Origin of the sequence: Spirosoma oryzicola (genome assembly GCF_021233055.1) — a bacterium.
Classification (GTDB): domain Bacteria; phylum Bacteroidota; class Bacteroidia; order Cytophagales; family Spirosomataceae; genus Spirosoma; species Spirosoma oryzicola.
In genome coordinates, this window is sequence record NZ_CP089538.1 from 3,998,988 (window position 1) to 4,018,693 (window position 19,706).

Consider the following 19,706-nt stretch of genomic DNA (forward strand, 5'->3'; position numbering starts at 1 on the left):
TGTTAGTGACTGCCACCGCCTGCCACACTACGTTGTTAATGTAGCTTCTTGTGTGTTAAACCTTCTTGCTAACCTACTCTATGAAACTGACCGGACCTGAAGGCTCTTTTGAGCTGAACATTCTTGATTATGAATGCAGTGACTCGCCTTACTTTATGGACCGCAACTGGCTTATTGTCAGTCTAAAAACGTCTTACCAAGCGCACAATTACGTCCGCACGGCATCTATCTTATCAACCTGGGAAATGGAATTACTCCTGAAGTGGATGCGCTCCATGGAGGATGGTCAGGAATTATGTTCCAAGCTAAGTTTTGTTGACCCGGCGCTGGGATTTAGTCATGTTTCAATTGGGAAAGGTGACTACCGGTTCCGGATTAAGCTTAGTTCAGACGCTTTGCCCAACTGGAAGCGCGACAGAATCCCTTTTTATCTGCCGGTCACTCCCGACAAGCGGGAACTTCAAGGAGCTATTCAGGATCTGGAACGGCAGCTCAAGCGGTTTCCTGTAAGAGACTAATCAACGGATCGATAAACAACGGCCCGTTTATAACTTACGCGGGGGCTGCTCAAACAGCCCCCGCGTTTTTTTATTTTGTCCACTCTGCCAAAAACTCGGAGAACGCAGCTTCTAATGCCTGCAAAGCCTCGGCCAGTCCGCTCGTATCGTTCACCTTGAGCTTACCCTCGGCTGTACGGGAAATATCCGCGACACGGGATACACCAATCGTTCCGGCACTGCCTTTAAGCGTATGCAGGTGACTTTTGACGGTGGGAATATCGCCGAGTTTGTAAGCTTCAACCGCGCCGTTGACCAGTTCGGTAGCTTCCGTCACAAATTCCTCCATGATGCTATCAACCAATTCCTGTCCACCGATGTCGCGAAGTTGACTGACAATGTCTTCGTCGATGATGGGCAGCGCAGGTTCCACGACAACCGCGCTTACCTTTGGTGATTGGACAGGAATCGCCTGCTGCCTGGCCCGGTTGGCATCCGTAATTTCTTTCACCTTCGCTATCAGGCTCTGCGCACGGATAGGCTTAGCAATATAATCGTCAAGCCCCTGACTGATAAATCGCTCCCGGTCTTCCCGCATGGAATAAGCCGTCATGGCCACTACTTTCGGAAGCTGCTTGCCAAACTGCTCGCGCAGGTTACGCGTCGTTTCAACCCCGTCCATATCCGGCATCTGAATGTCCATGAAAATAACGTCGAAGGCGTCACCCTGAACTTTATCGATTCGCGTTTCGACTTCCCGGATGGCAGCCGGACCACTATCAGCCGTAACGACGACACAACCCGCTTTGCGCAGAATTTCGCTGGCGACTTTCCGATTGACGGCGTTATCATCAACGAGTAGCACGTTGGGGTGGTAATCGCTGAAGAAATTCGCTAACGCAACTTCGGCGACTTCGGTATTTTGTGGGGTTGGGCTGATGGCCGTTTCTTTCAGTTCAATCGTAAACCAGAATGTACTGCCCTTGCCCACCTCCGATTCTACGCCAACATCCCCTTTCATCAGACTGGCCAACTCTTTGGAGATAGCCAAGCCAAGACCGGTTCCTCCGAATGACTTCCGTGACGACGTATCGACCTGACTGAATGAGTTGAACAGCAGGTTAATATTCTCCGGTGAGATCCCGATACCCGAATCGTTTACATTGATCCGAATTCGGTTGAATTTACCGCGCTTGCTGATCAGCGAGGCTTCCACGCGCACGGTGCCGTTCTCCGTGAACTTGATCGCATTGGAGGTTAGGTTCGACAGGATTTGCAACAGCCGGGTCTGGTCAGCAATGACATAAACTGGCAAGTCAGGGCTGATGTGGTACGTCAGTTCGTTGTTTTTAGAACTGGCCTGCTGCCCAAAAAGCGCGATGAGTTTATCGAAAATTTCCCGGAAGGCGACCGGTGACTCGTGCAGCGCCATTTTACCAGCCTCAATCTTGGAGAGATCCAGAATGTCGTTCAGGATATTGAGCAACGTTTCTGACGACCGCTTGATGGTTTTCACGTAGCTACGCTGCTCATCGTCCAGCCGGGTGTCGTTCAGCAGGTCGATCATGCCAATAACCCCGTTCATCGGCGTCCGGATTTCGTGGCTCATGTTGGCGAGGAACCGTTCTTTTACTTTTAACGAACGTTCGGCTTCTTCTTTGGCTTTGACCAGCTCAGCCGACTGCCGTTTGAGTTCTGTAATGTCACGGGCCAGCACGGCCACCACCGAGTAATCGCCCTGCTCGTCCTTCAAAAGCAGCATATTGAACATAAACTGCCGCTCGGTACCGTCTTTTCGACGCATACTCACTTCAAAGTTGCGCAGGCTGTGATTACGACCCAACTTAATCATGGCCCGGTGAATCACACTCTTGTCAACGAAATACTGCGTGGCATCCTGACCCAGCACTTCTTCAGGCGTATAACCCATGCGTTTGAAGACCGATGGGCTAATCATTGTAATCCGCCCTTTGCGATCCACCCGAACGTAAATATCCTGTAGGTTTTCGAAAATTCCCCGGAATTTTTCTTCGCTTTGCCGGGTCGCAATTTCGGCTCGTTTGCGGTTGGTGATATCCCGAGCAATGCCCGATACTTCGTCAATGACGCCCCCGGCCAGCAGGATCGGATTCAGGTGAAATTCCAGGTAGGTTTCTCCCCGAACGGTTTCGAAATACAGCTCGAAGTTTTGCGGAAAGCCCCGGAACGCCTGCCGGTACTTTTCTTCCAGCATTTTCCGGTTTTCTTCCCCGATCATCCGCCAGCCCAGCTTGGGCGCACTCGATTGAATCATCGGTGACTCGTCCAATTGGTACTCGATCAGGCGCGTGTAGTTTTTGTTGAACGACGTCAGCTTCAGCGCTTTATTGACCGACCAGATCAGATACGTGCTGCTGTCAAAAATGGCATTCAGTCGGGCGTTCTGCTTGTCCAGTACAGCCTCCGACTGCTTGCGGGCAATAGCCAGCGCGACCTGCCCCGAAATAAACTCCAGTAATTCCAGGTCGCGGGGACCGTATATTTGGGCGTCATCGTACGATTTAACGCCAATAATTCCCGTGATTTCGTCACCGATCCGCAAGGGGGCCGTTAGCATCACCTGCGGTTGGAGCTGCCCGTACAAGTCGATCTGATGCTGTTCGGCCAGCTGCCGAATGTCTTTTTCGTACAGAAACAAGGGCTTATTCGCCCGAATCGTGTATTCGGTAAGGCCGTTACCCAGCTTCCGTTTGGTAAACCGCATGTTGCCTCCGAAGTACTCATCGACGTAATACGGAAACGACAGGTAGGTTTTACTGGAATCGTAGAGGGCAATGAAAAAGTTGCGCGCATCGATGATGTTGCCCAATTCCTCGTGAATCTTGTGATACAGCTCGTTTAGATTGGGCGTATTGATCGTCCAGTTGGCGATGCTATAGTACAGCTTCTGCGATTTTTCCGCCCGAATCTTACCGGTTATATCGTGCAGGATGCAACGGAACGCCGTCGGACGACCGTTATCGAACCGGCAGTTGACACTACCCGACAGAAAAAGCGTTTTGCCGGATCGACTGCGAAAAACCGTTTCAAAATAAGGCAACTTATCGCCGTTCTGAATACGACTGAGCATCGCCAGCGTACTATCGGTATAGTCGGGATGCAGCACGTCACGCAGGTTCAGCGCTGCAATTTCGTCCGAACTGTAGCCGAGCATCTCACGCCAGGCTTTATTAACAAAAATAAACTTACCGTCCAGTGTCAGAAGCTGAATCAGATCCGACGTATTATCGACCAGATCCTGCAACTGCGCGTTGGTATTCGATAAGGCCGACGCCACGCGCCGTTTATTGGTAACGTCTTCGCCGATCAGCGTAAACGACGCTGCCTTAAGATCATCGGCGGGATTGATGATAAACGAGTTGAGCCGTACGTTTCGGACCGCTCCGCTCCGTGCCAGCAGACTAACTTCTTTCTGTTCAGGATTGACGCGTTTAGTGAGCGCTTCTTCAAATTCCAGTTCGAGCCGGGCCCGGTCAGCCGCCGGAATAAAAACGTCAAAGAAGTTTTTTCCGACAACCTCATCCGGTTGCCAGGCTGTTACGCGATACGTGTAGGGATTGACATACAATAAGGTTCCTTCCTGATCGACGGTAACGCCGATTAAATTAAGCTGATCGAGCGTCTGACGAACATCCGTATAGGGCGTTCCATCCGCCAGCGCTACCCCATCGCGTTCATGATGAAGCCGTTGAATCTCGGCGACTAATTCATCTTTTGTTTTGGCAGACCATTGCATAGTTAACCGTCAGTGAGTAGGTAATTATAGAAGTAACTTGACTGTCAGTGATAACGTATACCTTTATTGACTCACTGATTAAATGTAAAAAAAATATCAATTTTCCACAAAGCATCCCGCTCGGATGCCAAGGATCATTTTTATTCGAAAGCCGTTAATTCGTTGACATAATATTGCGAAATTTGCCCTGAATGATCCTACAACTATGCGAACGTGGTTTATTATCAGTTTTCTTTCGCTTACGCTACTAAGTTGCGAACCTTTTGATTTAAAACGAAAAACCTTTCCTACCTGCGCCAAACCCTCCGCCACGATTGGCTTCACCGCCGACCGACTGGACGTAACTTTATTTGCGGAAAACCCTCAGGGCGACATTGGCCTGATAGGTTGGGATTTTGGCGATAATAAAGGCGTAAACCGTGTCGGAACACGCGTGGCGTACAATTACGAAAAAGCCGGGACCTACGTAGTAACCATGACAATAGCCAATACCTGTGACGATATCTTCACCACGACCTACCGAATAACCGTCCGTAACCAATGATCATGCGATTGCTCTTTCTTGTTAGTTTGTACTTGCTCATAAACTCTCCGGCCTGGGCTCAGGAACGCGTGCGCAACATTCGCCTGCGCGTACTGGACTCAACACAACTGGAAATTCGCTATGATCTGGTTAACGCCCGCCCCGGCGACTCTGTTTATTTTGATGTACGCAGTCGTCAGCGCGGCCTTCTAACCGTTCTCCCCCAGTTTGTACGGGGTGATATAGGCACTCGAATTACAGCGGGCTCCGACCGGCGCATTGTTTGGAACGCCTTAGCGAACGGCTATGCGCTCAACGAAGAAATTCAGGCCGTTGTCCGGATCAAAACGAGCCCGATACGGGAGTCCTCTCCGTTGGCGAACGCCCCCGCACCCCGCCCGGATGCCGTTACCGAACCCGCCCCAACGACACCCACTGGCGCAGCACCATCCAGTGCACAGCCATCCCAATCCAACACGGAGCGACCCGGTCAGGAGCGACCCCGCCAGGATCGCTACGCCGGACCGGCCTGGGCTTTGCTATCGGCGGTGGCACCGGGTGTCGGCAATATTTTTGTGCAGTGGCCTAAGCCAAAACTTGGTCTGCGTCCGTTAATAACAATAGGATGTTACGGCTTAGCGGCCTACGGTATCATCGAGCGCCAAAAGTCGAGGGATAATTTTGCTATCTACGAACAGCAGAAAAATGCCCAGGCTGGCGAACCGTACTATGCCCTTGCCAACGATCACCATCACCGGTATTACGTGGCAACGAGGGTAGCTATTGCCGTAGCGGCAACCGATGTGGTGCTGACACTATTGAGAGGACTGCGAAACAGCCAGTTAAAGAAAGAAGCCCGTCGGATTCGGTCTTTCTCGGCTTATCCGGGCCTTCAGGCTGGCCAGCCAACGGCGGGCATCCGGTATTCATTCTAAGCAAAAATGACCATGCGCCTGATTTTCTTCGTTATCGCATTTGTTTCGCTAACGAAATACAGCGTTGGGCAATCGACGACAACCCGAGAGTCCAAACCGTTTATTTATTCGGCATCGAGCGAGTGGCAGAAAGTCACGATCCATCCCACGTCGCCAACGCAGCCAACTACCGGTCAATCCGCTTCGTCGGCACCACTGCGTAGCGCTACTTCCAGAGCGAACCGGACAAATTCCGCTCCAGCGACAACCCCCGGCTTCCGCCCTGCCTTTACCGGTGACTTCGCAACCAACCGCAACGGCTGGAAAGCCGGAATCCAGGGTGATTACCACTACCAGATTGGGATGGGCCGCTACAGTATTCTCAAACGGAACAGTAGTACGAGGCAGGCAGCGTTTAGTTATGTGCCGTTGCCAACAGACATCAACCTGAACGTAGCGGACCAGTTTACCATCAAAATTGACGTATTGGCCGATTCGGGACGCGTACCCAGTGGTGGCATTCTGTTCGGCGTTCGCGACTCTCTGAATTATAACGCCTTTACGCTGAACGGTCAGGGGGAAGTTTCAATCGTTCGAATGGTAAACGGCCAGACAACCAGCGATTACATGTCCGGCGATTTCTTTAAACCCGGTATTCCCGTGGAATCCAATCGCAACCGGCTCACCATTCGGCGGAAAGGGTATTCGCTCCACTTTTATATTAATGACCAGGAAATTCGTACCAGTCCTTACCGGTTCAGAATGCTACCGGGCAATGGGATTGGTATGATTTCCTCCGCTTACTGGACGGCTTTTCAGAAGCTGAGCGTTACGCTCGGCGCGTCCGGTCCGGAGCCGCTACCCTCGTATACCAGCTCCGTAACCCAGCCAGCCACAACTAATACGACCCCGGCCCCGGTTGCAGATAATACGACAGCATCCATCGCTACAGAGTCCGTACCGAAGACCGAAGCGTCCAAACCCGCTAGTACAGGCCCGGTCTCCTTCACTGAATCATTTACCGACAATCAGAATCATTGGCTGGTTGGGCGAAAAAATGGCTATGAACTGGAAATGAGCCTCGGCAATTATTACATCCGTAAAACGTCTCCCGCAACGGCTAATCCTGCTCATAGTTATATCCGTCTGCCGCAAGCAGTGGATCTTAACAAAGCAAAGACCTTTACCATAACCGTTGATATGATTGTGCCGCCGGGTGTCCAGCCCGATGGTGGTCTACTGGTCGGGGTGAAAGATGTTACTACGTTTTGTCAATTTCGGCTTATGGGCGCTAACCGCGTATCGATCAAATCGATTACCAACGGTAGCACGTTTGCCAATTACATGCCCGGCAATCCTGTTTCACCAAAAGTCCCCGTTAATCGCGAGCGCAACACGTTGACCATCAAGAAGGAACTGAATCAACTTCACTTTTACATCAATGGACAGGAAGTAGAAGACAGTCCGCACGTTTTCCGACCCTTCAAAGGAAATGGTATCGGCTTCATTGCGGCCTCGCCAACTGTTAAGTTTCAACATTTGGCCGTGCAGACCGGCACCGAATAGAAGGCTAATTCCGAACCTGCGCTCCTGATCGATCAATGGTCATGAGCTGCCCGTTGAGAAAAACAGAAGCGGTATTTCCACGGAAAGGTGTCGTCGCTTCAAACTGGGGCTGGATCACCCATTCGTCGTATTCGTTGACATAGCCCCAGCGTTTACCTTTTCGGGCCATGCGCCAGCCCTGCTCATCAATGCGATTATCTACTTTGTCGTAAGGCTTATCGGCAGGTTCGGAGTATTGTGGTTTCGCGGTTTGCGATGACGACCGGCTTGGAGAAGGCTCGCTGCTAGCCGGTGCGGAGGCAGTCCGAACGGGAGCCTCCTCCTTCTGCACACTGACCTTTGGAGCAGGTTCATCGCTGGCAACGGTTTCTACTGGGTTTTTGACCGGTTTCTCAGCTACTTCTTCTACCGCCTTACGCTTTTTTTTAGGCAGACGAGAGGAACGACTCGTTGCATGCTTAGTCGCTTTTTCCGTTCGCGACTTGCGGGGTGGTTCGGGCTGCTGTGAACTCGTATTTTTGATAAACCAGTAAATCAAGGCCAGCAACGCCAGCGCGAACAACACGCCATATACGCCACTTCGGTCGCGGGGAATAACCTCTACCCGAACCGTACTCAACGGATTATTATTGGCGTCGAAAAGGGTATAGTCGGTGGTTTTTGTCGGCTTGACCCAACCCCTGTTTTGCGGAGAAAGGCCCGTACCCAGATCGTCAATTGTAACGGCCAACAAATTGTCTACCTCCCAGGATAAGGTTACAGCCTCGCCTTTGTGTACACGGGCGGGCTGGGCGGTAAACGAACGGACAACGGGCTGTGGTTCGGGAATGCGCGTCGGTTCTGGACGATAAGGCTCCGTCTTTACAACGGGCGCAGGCTTCGAATCGGACTTGTACAGCACATTTTCCCAATCGGCAGATACCAGTCGTTCGCGCAGTGAATTACCCTGCGGTTCGCGAGCGGCTTTAAAGAAATTGCTGACCAGATACGAGAAGACTTCTTCGGTTACGACCGATTCGTCGGCGTCGATGCTGCTTAACAAATCCCGCAACACCCAGGATTGAATCGTTTGTTGTGATTTGTATAAGTCGAGTTTGGCCGCAATCCGCTTCCGTACCTCCTCCCGGCTTATACTCGTTGGAGTGGCCTGAGGTATCGACGGAGCCGAAGGAACGGGTTGTGGAGGGGGTGCCGTTACTGGCTCTGATTTAGGCGGATCAGGAATGGTAGCCAGAATAGCCGGAAGCCAGCGATCCGTTACGAACGACCGCGATAAGGTCAATCGTTCCGCTTCAGTAATGATTTCTTCAAGGTGCAGGGGTAATAGTTTTTTTTTGTCGGTCCGCGCGTACGTTTCAGCCGTCGATTTCAACGAGTTGATGCGGGGGAACAACCCGCCGACCTGGTAGCTCACGTCGTTGACCAGCCGCATAAATTCAGCGGACGCAATACCATCCTGCTCGGCTTCGGTTAGCAGACCATTTCTGCGCCACTGCCATTCTTTCAAGTCGCCTTCGTGCAGGACGACCTCTTCTTTTATTCGTTCTTTTAATTCGGTAAGCGTCATCGTGACAGCCTAAATGCTGGATTGGGTAAGTAGAATTGGCAAACAAGGTAGTCCTAATGAGTGGTGTCAGATTCTCAAATCTGACACCACTCATTAGGACTACCCCACTACACACCTAACACATTAGGCATAGAAACTAATTTCCGCTTTTTCAATAATATGCCATTTTTCACCTTGCAATTGCAATTTTCCGTCAGAAATCATGTGAATACGGCTGTTTGCTTCGGGTCGGGACTGGTAATTGCAGGCGTCGCTCAGGTACGAATAGGGGTCGCTAAGCGCTAGCCGCTGGGCTTCCGGATCGTCGGTCACGCGGAAGGTAGCCTGTGCTGGTCCCGTTGGCGTAATCACAAAGACCATTGGCCGGTTGGGCGTTTCGACCAAGCTACTTACGCTAAAACCACCGGGTACATCGGCCGTGCGGGCGTATAGTTTTGACGGTAGCGTCTTGACCGGGGCAGACCGCTGCGCTTGTGACGGCATTGGTGCAGCAGGGCGTTGAACAGGTTCGCTGGTAGCAACTACCGGTTGAGCGGGCGCTGGTCGCGGGGAAGGCGGTGGTGTCGATGCGACAGCGGGCTGTGTGGGGGCTGGCCGATGATCGACCCGAGCCGTTTGCTGTTCGCGAAGCTGCGCTAATTGGGCTTCCAGAGCTTTCAACTTCGTAACCAATGCCCTATTATCCTGTTCTAGCGAAGTAACGCGTCCACTTACTTCGCGCATACTATCGGTGCTACCACTTGGGGATCGTCGCTCCGCATTAATTTTACTCCACGCCAACCGACTTTGCCACCAGAGCAGGACCAGGCCAATGGTAGCGACAAGCGCAAGAATTAAAGCCAGGTAGGTGTAGACGCTTGGTTTCGACGCTGCGCCTGCATCTTGCGTTTGCGCGACTACTGTGTCTTGAGCCTGCGCGACTACGCTGGCTGTCAGTCCGAGAACCAACAGCCAGCCTTTTTTGAATCGTTGCGTCATCATTCGGTTACGACTGATTTTTGGCAATGTATTTCGACAGTTCGTAGAGCGCGTTCTTGAGCGGCAGGAAAAAGAACGTTTCCGACAGCCGCGCATCGGCATCGCGTTCGATGGGCAGTTTAGCCAGCATGTAGCTATCGTGCAGTACGCTACTCCGGGTTACGTCCGAGCCAACCAAGAAGTCGTAGTAATCCTGCGTCCGGCGAATACCAAAGTCACCGAGGAAAGCCGACACCGAGCTATTTTTTAACGTCTTTTCCAGAAAATCACGCACGTTTCGAAGTACAGAGTCGTGGAAATCGTTTTCGCCACCCACTACGTCTACGGTCGTTTCGTTGTAAGCGAACGAAATTGGGTGCGTTGGCTCGTTACCCCAATACGCCGTTGTCTGGTTGCCCCGGTACTGATCGCGGTCAGTAGCCGTCTGGTACAGAACCGCGCCGTTTGCCGTTGTTTCTTTCGGGTTATCAGTCAGCAGAATCTGGAAATTGGCGGGCACCGGCTTGGTCGTATAAGCGGCAAACAACCGCTTGGTGTAATCGATCAGATCGCCCCGCGTACCAAGCAGGTTCAGGTACTGGCTACCCCGACCCGTGAACGTCAGGAAGCGCGGCAGATCGAGCGGTACACCGGCATCCTGCTTTTCCTGCGATTCGATCAGCTGCACCAAGTGGTATATGATCGACGCGTAATGCAGGTACAGCACAATCAACAACGCGGGCTGCTGGTTCTGAATCGCTTTCGTAAACTGGAAATGATCGTCGTATTTGAACAGCAAGCTCACCACATCTTCGGGCGACATCCGACGTTTAGGGTCCAGGAAAGCGTCCAGCGTCTGATCGGCTCCTGTTTTCTGGCTTGATGGGTTGTTGCTCCGGTACGTCAGGAAGTTGGACACGAAGCCGTTGTCCATCCGTCCCGACGGTGCTCCCGTTTCATCGAGGCCTCCACCCCAGATATCGTTGGCTGCGAATCGGAATGAGGTATTGAAATACCGACGCTGGCTCTGCGCAAAAAACATCAAATCCGACGTGCCCCCTCCGATATCGACGTTGACCGCATTGGCCGTCGGCAGAACGCCCTGCCGTTGCAGATAGAAGTACGGTGCCAGCGATTCCAGAATAGGTTCATCCTGAAAATAAGCCGTAGTACCAAATACCTCCTGCATCGCTTTGTTCCACTCGGCGGTCAGTCGGTTGCGCGTACGCCGGGTCATGCTCGACGGAGCCAGCCAGACGATTTTCGTCAGGGCCACATCGCCTTTGTTCTGCACAACCTTATGGCGAATCAAGAGCAGAAGCGTCTCGAAAAACGCCCGCACCCGCAAATCGTTCAGCGTATCGTTTGGCTTATTCTCGAATAACCATTTCAGTGTCGATACATAGCGGTTGTTCTCGCCCACCGTAACCTGTTCAAGGTCGATGTTGAAGCCGAGGTTCAGTTTCGTAAACAGGTAGTCGCCCCCCTGCGTAAGTCCCTCCCGCTCGTAGATGGTCGTCCGTAAGGGAAAGGCAAAGGGTGTACCCAGTCTCGGATTTCGGCCAATGAGGGGCGGTACGAACTCGCGCCGGACCAGCGGCTCTAATTGCTCGAACGCGCCAAAGCTGCTCCGGACGCTGTACCGGTCATAATCCTTGCTAATTCCCGGTCCCGAGTACGGCTTGTTGAGCAAAACCATTTGCAGGTCATCTTCGGTAACGGTCAGTGCTTCTGGATCAGGTTTAGAACCGCCCTGATCCTTGACCAGATACGCTACGTGCGTATTCGACGTACCAAAGTCAATCGCAAACGTAAACTCTTCGTAGCCCCGATTTGAAACCGTGATAAACTCCGGCAACACCATGCCCCGGTACGGAATATCGTTGTTGGACAGCTGAATTTCGACCAGATCGAACGCTTCGTTGATCTTGTAATAATACGATGCAGGTCGTTCGCCTACTTTCGGACTGCGGGGCTGGGGTTTCCCACTCGTCAGCGCATGTTGGCTGACCACATCCTGGAACCGGTAGAAATTTGCCTGCGTTGCCTGCGACGTTGTACCGTCGGCCAGCAGAACCGTGTACCGATTCAGCGTTTGCTGGTCGGGAATCGTCAGTCGATAGAACGGGAAGAAACCCATGCCGACCGGTAGGTCGAGGACTTTTTCGGGTTCGTTCAGTTCGTACGTCTTCCGGAAGTCTACAAATCGTACGCTTTGCCCACGCACGGGTACTTTGAGCGTAACCGTAACGCGCTGGTCGCTGATGTCCAGCGTCAGGTAATTGCGCAGATCGTCGAGGGTAAAGAAATTGAAATATTCTTTTCGAACCGGCAGCAGAAAATCGCAATCCGCGCGGTTTGCCGTTCCGGTAAAGAACCGTTCGCTGTTGATTTTGAACGGCATCCGAATCAAAAAATCCTCCAGGAAATCGTCGGTCGAGACGAATGGATACTGCACGTTATCGACGCCCGGCAACCGACGGTCGGCCAGCAATCCGCCCGCGCTCAGATCGTTCAGCAGCGACGACGGAATAACGGTACGGGAATCCCAGTCAGTATTTTTGACGTATCGTCCGCGCACATCCATCCGCGAAGCCAGTGCCAAGGGAGGCCGCACGTTTGTTTTGACGCCGTTCTTGTTGGTTTCTTCTTTGTAGTAACCAACCGTTGGCAGCATCACAAAATCGCTGTTGCTTTCCACCTCGCGCAACACGTCGTCGGCCCGAACGCTGTAGAGCGGTAAGCCCGTCACGACCTGAAGCGTACTGAACCCTTCGATGTTGGTGCTGATCGGAATAAAATCATTGAGCGTTTTTCCGGCATCAACGGGTAGCGGATACGGATTGTCGCGGAACAGTTTGTCCAGAAATTTCATCAGACCACTGTTTTCCGGCAGCAGGTTTTTGTATTGTTCGAACAACCGGCTCAGGTACGTCACGAACGCCCGGTCACGATTTTCGAGGGGTACGTATTCTTGCTGAAACAACACCCGGCCCGTACTGCTCTTGGGTGGATCGAGAAACTTGTTCTGGCGTTCCTGCTCCCAGTTGGGCGACGTAAATACCAACGTCAGCGGTGACGTGCCGCCCAGCAACGCGCCTTTGTAGTAAATCAGCGTGAAGGTTTGCAGGTTAGCCAGATCGTGGCGCATGTCCAGTTCCAGCGCCTTCGCCAGTACCCGGTGCGGATGCCGCCGATTCGGCGCGTTGGGCAACGGTGCTTTTTGGTTCAACGCACCAAGCCGATCCGCGCGATTCCAGACCCGGTACGTCAGGTCAGGGCTGGCCCCGGCCTGGAACAACAGCTCGAGCAGATCGAGGCAGTGCGATACCAGCACATGGTACATATTCGGCTGAGCCGGACGCAGGTCATTCATCACCAGCCGGAAAGCAGCATCAAACAGATACAACCGGGCAAACGGCGACGGAATGGAGGTACCCGCTTTGGCGGCCAGTCCTGCCTGATTCAGCAGGGTATCGGGGATGTGTTCAATGCGATTACCGACCAGCCCAACGGTTCCGCCCGTCCAGCCGAGGTGATTTTGTTCGACCACGTTCGGGTCGTTGTCAATGCGAAGGATATGGGGCATACTAAACTTTTCAGTTTACAAAATCCGGCCTACAGCCTTAGCGAGCTAGCGGTAGGCCAAACATTAGGTTTAAACAAGCTGCCGGTTGAGGTCACCGAGTTTTTGCATACACTTATCGGCGACGACCATCAACAGGTGCATCAGGCGCGTTTCGGGCTGCGGGTACTGGGCCAGGAGTTTTGGCTCGGCGTCGCCCGCTTCGTTCAGCAGGAAGCTTTCGTTGATTCCTTTGTCGCCAAAGCCCATGAAGGTTTTAGGCTCAATTTGTTTGGCACGAACCATTCCGTTGAAATCCGTCTGGAAATTGAACGGGTCGAATTTGCGGTCGTTATCGGCCATTTCAGACAGCCATTTCCGGAAATATTCTCCCATAAACTTGGTCAGCGCCACGAAGTAGGTTCCACTACCCAATTGCTGCTGCAAGCCCAAGCTTTTGGCAAAAGACTCCCGCAGGTTTGCAGGTATGTACTCGGTATAGAACTTGCTGGCGTAGGCAAACCGAATCATCGGCTGCATCACGTTGCGGTACGTCGAGTCAGCGAAGTGAACGAAATCCAGTTGACGGTCGTCGCGCCGGAGGCCGTATTCGTAGTACGTTTTGGCACCAGCAAATTCACCCGCCCCCCGGTTCGCAAAATCCAGAACGGTTTCAGCAGCCAGCAGTTCTACGATATGCGCATTGTTGGCTTGTTTGACGCCACCTTCCACGTTCGCGTAAAGCTTAGCGCCGGGTTTGTCACCGATGTAATACAGCGAATCAAGATGAATCTGATTCTGGTAGTACGACAGGGCCGCCTTCGTTTTCGAGTTGAAGCGGTTCTGGTCGATGGCGCTCTGCCCGTTTTCTTCCAGCGCAAAATACGGCATCACCGTAACGGCTCCTTTGCGGGCATTGCGAATCGGCATTTTCTGACTCGGCTCCTGCAACAGCTTCACCAACTGCGGAAAGCCCGACGAACCGGTACCACCGAAGATCGAACTAATGATGAAAATCCGGTCCGTTTCGTTATTGAACGCGCCGACGAAGTATTTGTAGAGGGCCGAATCTTCGAGGGCGTTAAATACGACGCTACCAATGTTCGGATTGCCTTTGAAACCAACCGACAGATCGAGTTTCAGCTCCGCACTGGTGGGCCGGGCCGAGTTGTCGTACAGCACTTTCAGCAATTCCCGGTCGATGTCGTCCATCGTGCTGACGTTCAAAAACTCCTCGAACGTACCCTGGTGCTCGGTCAATTGGGGTAGAAACGAATCGCCGATGCGTTCCTGCGTGGTTTCGCTCTGGAGCGTGCCCAGCGACTGGATGGGCGCGGCAAAAAAGGCCTGACTGTTCGGCGCGGCTCCGTTCGGATAAGCCGCATTGCGGATGGTCCGGTACAGTTCGACACCGTTAAGCGCACGGGCCGTATCGCCATTCTGCATATCCATATCCAGCAGAATCGGGATGATTGTCAGATTATCGGGTACTTTGGCCCCGGCTGCCAGCATCATCGTTAGCGAACGCAGTACCCGCGCACCTGTCCCGCCGATAGCAAAAACAAAAAGCTTCATCTTTTTACATGTTCAGCTTCCAGCTTTTTGTTTTCAGGCCGCGAAGCGATCATTCTCGTTTACGCCAGCCTGAAAACCAAACCCTGAAAACTAGTGTCAACTACGATTTAAAACGGGGTGTACCGGGCAAACTTTGAACCGCGCCGGAAGAGTAGCGAAAAACCGAAAAACAACAGCCCCGCCAGAATTAAGTTAACTCCACCGAAACCAAGCATATAGCTGTCCGCTTCAGGCTCGCCGGTTGCATCTTTCGCGTAACTGACAGCCAGCGAAAAGGCGATAATCAGAGCGATAACCAGCGTAATGATCCAATGACTGGTTCGGTGAAAAACGGCCTGCCAACGGCCAAGTAACAGATAGAAGGTGGCCGCTAACGCCAGCATAATCACCACTGTCAGTAAGCCGACAGGCGTAAAAACAGTGTTGCGATACGTTGGGTCAGGGTTTTTGCCGATCAGCAATTCGTACAAAGCAGTGAACATGGGGCTTGTTTATTGTTCGAGGGTAAGATTCAGTTGAAGAAACGATTTATCATTGCCGGAACGGGTTTCGTACGCATCGCGGACACCATTCATCAGGTGTTCAAGCGCAAATGTTTTCCCTTCCCGACCGGTTGCGGTACGGTCGTCCATCGTCGATTGATTCAAGTACCACGTATCGTACCGAACGGGCAGTTTGATCGTAACGGGTGTTTTTGGCTCGAATAACTGCGTAACCCGAAACGTCAGCACGTGCGTGGCTTCGCTCAGCATCTTCGCTTCGTTCGTTTTTAGCTTTTCCGTGTCTTTGACAGCATCCTTGGGTTCGATCCGGAGTAGTTTCACCCCCGCATTACCCGCCGACACGTTTAGATTTTTGGTCAGGTAGGCTTCCGTCTGGGCGTAAGACGGCAAGCCGCTCAGGTTAACACCGATGGCAAATTCTGCTGGCCGGTCCGTTCGCACACCCTTGAGATTGGTAATCCGTGGCTCATCGGCGTTCCAGTTTTCGCCTTTCCGGTTCAGGGTGTAAAATAGATCGTAGTCCGTAATCGTACCGGTTCCGCCAAAGTCAAGCTGCTTATCGGGCTTTGTAGTCAGCGTGGCCTGTAGTTTCTGATTGAACAGGTTCAGAACGCGCTGTTTGCCGATCACCCAGATATAAAACGGTCGCGATTCGCCGTTTAGCTTCTGCTTTTTGTTCTGGTAATCGTAATACGTCCCGTTGAAAGCCGACGAAAAGGCGTAGACCGTCGCGTTGATCGTGTCTTTGCTCAACTGAGCGAACTGCCGGTTGATTTCGTTTTTCAGCACGCTCGACGCGTCCGTGGCGTTGATCTGCGGATTTTTCTTGATGTCTTCGTCGGGAAACGATAGAATACAATCCGACACCAGTAAGGCGACGCTGTTGTTACGCGCTTTTTCGCCTACCTGCCGGAAAATCGTGTGCAATTCGGAACTACGGGCGTTCGCCAGCGGAACCGTCGCCAGACTCGTCACGAATTTGTCAACGTCGCCGGGATACGCCTGCGCTTCGGTGCTGATGGTATAAAGGGCGAGGGGTTTACGAACCGGCTCGATCTGGCTGAGCTTGTTCGCAAATTCGGAAACGATATTTTTGAACTCGGTACTACCGTTTAGATAGCCACCCATACTAGCCGACGTTTCCAGAAAGAAATTAATCTGGTTAATGGTATCGGCTTTGACAGTAGGCGTTTCCTCTTCTTTTGGAGCCAGATTACAGCTCTGCAAAAAGGTGGCCAGCCCTACGCCCAAAAGCAGGTTATACCAGCCTATTCGTGTGCGGATCATGAATAATTTTTTCGTCATTACGAGAATGTGTGCGGAGCAAAAGTACCAAACAGCCCCGTTCTCTACCCTCCGTTCTGGCGGAGAGCTTTAATTTTTCTTAAAATTCTACTTAAGGTAACGAAGCACACAGCCATTTTATGTCAGCCGGTACAGTTTAACGATGAACGGACGTTTACCTTTGTAGTCTGATTGCATTTGATATGACGCTCCGCCATTTTGTAATACTTTTTTTACTGTCGCTTCCGATTCTTCTCCAAAATTGTGCTCAGGTTGCTCAGCCACCCGGTGGCAAGAAAGATACCCTTGCGCCCACGCTGGTCAGCAGTATGCCTGCCGCCCGCCAGTTGAACTACACCGGCAAGTCGGTCGAACTGGAATTTGACGAGTACGTCAACACCGAAAATATCCAGCAGAAAATTACGATCACCCCGCAGGACAGCAACACATTCGTCGTGAAAGTGCTGCCCAAAGGGTTACGCCTGAACTTCAACCGACCGTTTCAGCCAAACACAACCTACACCATTAACTTTTCTGACGGCATAAAGGATATCACCGAACGAAATATTGCGAAAGATGCGAAGATTGTGTTCAGCACCGGTCCGGCTATCGACTCGCTGTATCTGAGCGGTAACGTTGTAGACGACGAAAGCCGATTACCCATTCTGAACTTCGTAGTGGGTCTGTTTGCGCCAACCGACACCCTACCGATCAACCGCAAGCGCCCCGCCTATTACGCCCGAACGGACAGCAGCGGAAACTACCGCATCGAAAACGTGAAAGCCGGTCAGTACAAGGTGTACGGCTTCGACGATAAAGATTTGAACTTGGTCAACAATACCCCCGGTGAGCGGGTCGCTTTCCGCGATAGTGTAGTGAATCTGAACCGTAATTATACCGATGTTAACATGATCGCTTTTCGGGGCTACGGTAAGCCCCGCATCAGCCGACGCGAACGCACCGACGAAACGTTGGGTCTGGAATTAAGCAGCGGTATTGCCAGCTACAAGCTACTGTTCGGGAAAATGGTACCAGTAACATCAGCCACATCCACGGCGGCCACATCCACGGCGGCTTCGACTTCTGCCACATCGACGACCGCAGCACCCAAATCTACGTCGGCCGTCTCCACGACGGCTGTTTCCACGACGGCCACATCCACATCGGCCACATCCACATCGGCCACATCCACATCGGCGGTATCAATGACCTTCGTGCCATCTGGCGATACGCTTGTGTCGTTTCTGGAAAGCCCCAAGATGATCCGGTTGTTTCGTCCGGCCAACCGGGCGGCCAACGATACGATCAATATGGTGGTCATGGCCGAAGATTCGGTTGGCAACATCACGGAATTGAGGGAACGGGTGTATTTTTCGCCGATCAAGTCACGCGCTAAAGACCGCCGACCCCTCACGGTTCAGGTGTCGCCCCAGGCCAGCGACCCCATCGACAACAACCTGGATTTTAAGCTTCAGTTCTCTAAACCGGTTTTTCGGTATTTCACCGAACTTATCGTCATTGGTCCTGATAGTACCAAGCCGTACAAATTTACGCCGGAAGAACTGGTATGGAGTAACAGTTTCAGCCAACTGGAAATCAAACGAAAAACAAACCTCAAGGATACGCTTATTTTCAGGCTCCAGAAAGGCTCATTCATTAGTGTGCAGGGCGATACACTCGCCCGCTACAACGCCCGCTACCGAATTGCGGAGGAAGATAGCTACGGCCTGATTGCGGGCCGCGTCAATCGACCCGATAAAAATTTCATCGTTGAGCTTCTGGACGAAAAATACACGGTTGTCCGAACGGCGTATGGAGCAACCTATTACAGCTTCCCCCGGCTTAAACCGGGGCGCTACCGGGTTCGACTGATCATCGACGCCAACGGCAACCGAGAGCGCGACATCGGCAATGTGCAGAAAGGAATTCAGCCCGAAACGATTATCTACCATCCCGGTGCCGAAGAAGGTGGTATTATTCCCCTCAAACAGAACTTCGAGCTAACGGATATTGATTTCTGAGTGCCGGGCATTCAGACAAGCGTTGCCGGATTTCGAGCGCGGCCCCGTACCTTTGCACTGCTTTGCTCCGGTGAAGCATAAACCGCATTACTTTACAGCATCGTGTACGTTAAGCCTAAAAAAGAACTCGGTCAGCATTTTCTGAAAGATCTCAGCATTGCCCAGCGCATTGCTGAACTGCTGTCTGGACACGGAAATTACACAAAAGCCCTCGAAATCGGGCCGGGCATGGGTGTACTGACGCAGTATCTTCTGACCGACACCCGATTTGAGACGTACGTTATTGAAATAGACCGCGAATCCGTCGATTACCTGAAACAGCATTTTCCGAAGCTGGAGGGGCATATTCTGGCATCCGATTTTCTGAATATCCGTCCCGATCTGCTTCCTACCAAGCAACCGGACAATACAGAACCGTTTGCGGTGATCGGCAATTTCCCGTACAATATCTCAACGCAGATTCTCTTCAAAGTACTCGACATGCGCAACCGCGTGCCGGAGCTGGTGGGTATGTTCCAGCGCGAAGTGGCTCAGCGGGTGGCGTCGGGACCGGGCAACAAAGACTACGGGATTCTGAGCGTATTGCTTCAGGCCTGGTACGACATCAAGTACGAATTTACGGTTGCACCCGATGTGTTCAATCCGCCACCCAAAGTACATTCAGGCGTTATTTCACTTCGACGCAATGACAAAACGGATCTCGGCTGCGACGAACGTAAATTCGTTCAGGTTGTCAAACACGGGTTCAGCCAGCGCCGAAAAACTCTCCGCAATGCCCTCAAACCACTCAACCCGACCGAAGCGGCCCTTGCCAGTTCGTTTATGGACAAGCGTGCTGAGCAATTGAGTGTAGCCGATTTTATCCAACTGACCCAGTTAATGATGACGACGGAGTGATAAATGATGAATTGACGAAAACAAGGTGGTCAGATTCACCATTCATACGTTATCATTCATGA

The 19,706-nt window shown here is 52.2% G+C and carries 13 protein-coding genes; 6 read left to right on the forward strand and 7 right to left on the reverse strand.

The window, feature by feature from the left end:
- Nucleotides 1-80: 80 nt before the first annotated feature.
- Nucleotides 81-518: a WapI family immunity protein gene (locus LQ777_RS16950; RefSeq protein ID WP_232559119.1), complete on the forward strand. Its 438-nt coding sequence runs from the start codon at nucleotides 81-83 to the stop codon at nucleotides 516-518.
- Between the two features lie 70 nt (nucleotides 519-588).
- Here LQ777_RS16950 and LQ777_RS16955 read toward each other — a convergent pair whose 3' ends face one another.
- Nucleotides 589-4,272 (reverse strand): PAS domain S-box protein, encoded by a 3,684-nt coding sequence (locus LQ777_RS16955; RefSeq protein WP_232559120.1) that lies wholly within the window; start codon nucleotides 4,270-4,272, stop codon nucleotides 589-591.
- 205 nt (nucleotides 4,273-4,477) lie between these two features.
- Here LQ777_RS16955 and LQ777_RS16960 point away from each other — a divergent pair, with 205 nt between their 5' ends.
- From LQ777_RS16960 to LQ777_RS16970, 3 genes are read left to right on the forward strand one after another with little or no spacing between them, the layout of a single operon-like run.
- A complete protein-coding gene (locus LQ777_RS16960; protein ID WP_232559121.1) occupies nucleotides 4,478-4,816 on the forward strand; it encodes a PKD domain-containing protein in 339 nt (112 codons plus the stop codon).
- Nucleotides 4,817-4,818: 2 nt separating this feature from the next.
- Nucleotides 4,819-5,730, forward strand: coding sequence for a hypothetical protein (locus LQ777_RS16965; RefSeq protein ID WP_232559122.1), 912 nt, complete (start codon nucleotides 4,819-4,821; stop codon nucleotides 5,728-5,730).
- A 12-nt stretch (nucleotides 5,731-5,742) separates the two neighbouring features.
- On the forward strand, nucleotides 5,743-7,275 hold the full coding sequence (locus LQ777_RS16970; protein ID WP_232559123.1) for a hypothetical protein: 1,533 nt from the start codon (nucleotides 5,743-5,745) through the stop codon (nucleotides 7,273-7,275).
- A 4-nt stretch (nucleotides 7,276-7,279) separates the two neighbouring features.
- Here the strand turns inward: LQ777_RS16970 and LQ777_RS16975 are convergent, their stop codons facing one another.
- From LQ777_RS16975 to LQ777_RS17000, 6 genes are all read right to left on the reverse strand, one after another.
- On the reverse strand, nucleotides 7,280-8,842 hold the full coding sequence (locus LQ777_RS16975) for a WG repeat-containing protein (protein ID WP_232559124.1): 1,563 nt from the start codon (nucleotides 8,840-8,842) through the stop codon (nucleotides 7,280-7,282).
- A gap of 123 nt (nucleotides 8,843-8,965) precedes the next feature.
- Nucleotides 8,966-9,823, reverse strand: a complete 858-nt coding sequence (locus LQ777_RS16980) for a hypothetical protein (protein ID WP_232559125.1) — start codon at nucleotides 9,821-9,823, stop codon at nucleotides 8,966-8,968.
- 4 nt (nucleotides 9,824-9,827) lie between these two features.
- The gene (locus LQ777_RS16985; protein ID WP_232559126.1) at nucleotides 9,828-13,388 is read right to left on the reverse strand and encodes a hypothetical protein; all 3,561 of its coding nucleotides are present in this window, start codon (nucleotides 13,386-13,388) and stop codon (nucleotides 9,828-9,830) included.
- Nucleotides 13,389-13,457: 69 nt separating this feature from the next.
- A complete protein-coding gene (locus LQ777_RS16990; RefSeq protein WP_232559127.1) occupies nucleotides 13,458-14,939 on the reverse strand; it encodes a hypothetical protein in 1,482 nt (493 codons plus the stop codon).
- A 107-nt stretch (nucleotides 14,940-15,046) separates the two neighbouring features.
- Nucleotides 15,047-15,421, reverse strand: a complete 375-nt coding sequence (locus LQ777_RS16995) for a hypothetical protein (protein ID WP_232559128.1) — start codon at nucleotides 15,419-15,421, stop codon at nucleotides 15,047-15,049.
- A gap of 9 nt (nucleotides 15,422-15,430) precedes the next feature.
- Nucleotides 15,431-16,747 carry a hypothetical protein gene (locus tag LQ777_RS17000; protein ID WP_232559129.1) on the reverse strand — a complete coding sequence of 439 codons (1,317 nt, stop codon included), beginning with the start codon at nucleotides 16,745-16,747 and terminating at the stop codon, nucleotides 15,431-15,433.
- Nucleotides 16,748-16,929: 182 nt separating this feature from the next.
- On the opposite strand from LQ777_RS17000, the gene LQ777_RS17005 reads away from it, so the two are divergent.
- Together LQ777_RS17005 and rsmA are read left to right on the forward strand one after the other, a co-directional pair.
- Complete coding sequence (locus LQ777_RS17005) at nucleotides 16,930-18,747, forward strand: Ig-like domain-containing domain (protein WP_232559130.1); 1,818 nt, start codon at nucleotides 16,930-16,932, stop codon at nucleotides 18,745-18,747.
- A 102-nt stretch (nucleotides 18,748-18,849) separates the two neighbouring features.
- Nucleotides 18,850-19,644, forward strand: a complete 795-nt coding sequence (gene rsmA, locus LQ777_RS17010; RefSeq protein WP_232559131.1) for a 16S rRNA (adenine(1518)-N(6)/adenine(1519)-N(6))-dimethyltransferase RsmA — start codon at nucleotides 18,850-18,852, stop codon at nucleotides 19,642-19,644.
- Nucleotides 19,645-19,706: the final 62 nt, after the last annotated feature.

What these genes read in the sequence shown, in the direction of transcription:
- LQ777_RS16950 (WP_232559119.1), top strand. Translation starts at nt 81, where the DNA reads ATGAAACTGACCGGACCTGAAGGCTCTTTTGAGCTGAACATTCTTGAT.
- LQ777_RS16955 (WP_232559120.1), bottom strand. Translation starts at nt 4,272, where the DNA reads ATGCAATGGTCTGCCAAAACAAAAGATGAATTAGTCGCCGAGATTCAA.
- LQ777_RS16960 (WP_232559121.1), top strand. Translation starts at nt 4,478, where the DNA reads ATGCGAACGTGGTTTATTATCAGTTTTCTTTCGCTTACGCTACTAAGT.
- LQ777_RS16965 (WP_232559122.1), top strand. Translation starts at nt 4,819, where the DNA reads ATGCGATTGCTCTTTCTTGTTAGTTTGTACTTGCTCATAAACTCTCCG.
- LQ777_RS16970 (WP_232559123.1), top strand. Translation starts at nt 5,743, where the DNA reads ATGCGCCTGATTTTCTTCGTTATCGCATTTGTTTCGCTAACGAAATAC.
- LQ777_RS16975 (WP_232559124.1), bottom strand. Translation starts at nt 8,842, where the DNA reads ATGACGCTTACCGAATTAAAAGAACGAATAAAAGAAGAGGTCGTCCTG.
- LQ777_RS16980 (WP_232559125.1), bottom strand. Translation starts at nt 9,823, where the DNA reads ATGATGACGCAACGATTCAAAAAAGGCTGGCTGTTGGTTCTCGGACTG.
- LQ777_RS16985 (WP_232559126.1), bottom strand. Translation starts at nt 13,388, where the DNA reads ATGCCCCATATCCTTCGCATTGACAACGACCCGAACGTGGTCGAACAA.
- LQ777_RS16990 (WP_232559127.1), bottom strand. Translation starts at nt 14,939, where the DNA reads ATGAAGCTTTTTGTTTTTGCTATCGGCGGGACAGGTGCGCGGGTACTG.
- LQ777_RS16995 (WP_232559128.1), bottom strand. Translation starts at nt 15,421, where the DNA reads ATGTTCACTGCTTTGTACGAATTGCTGATCGGCAAAAACCCTGACCCA.
- LQ777_RS17000 (WP_232559129.1), bottom strand. Translation starts at nt 16,747, where the DNA reads ATGACGAAAAAATTATTCATGATCCGCACACGAATAGGCTGGTATAAC.
- LQ777_RS17005 (WP_232559130.1), top strand. Translation starts at nt 16,930, where the DNA reads ATGACGCTCCGCCATTTTGTAATACTTTTTTTACTGTCGCTTCCGATT.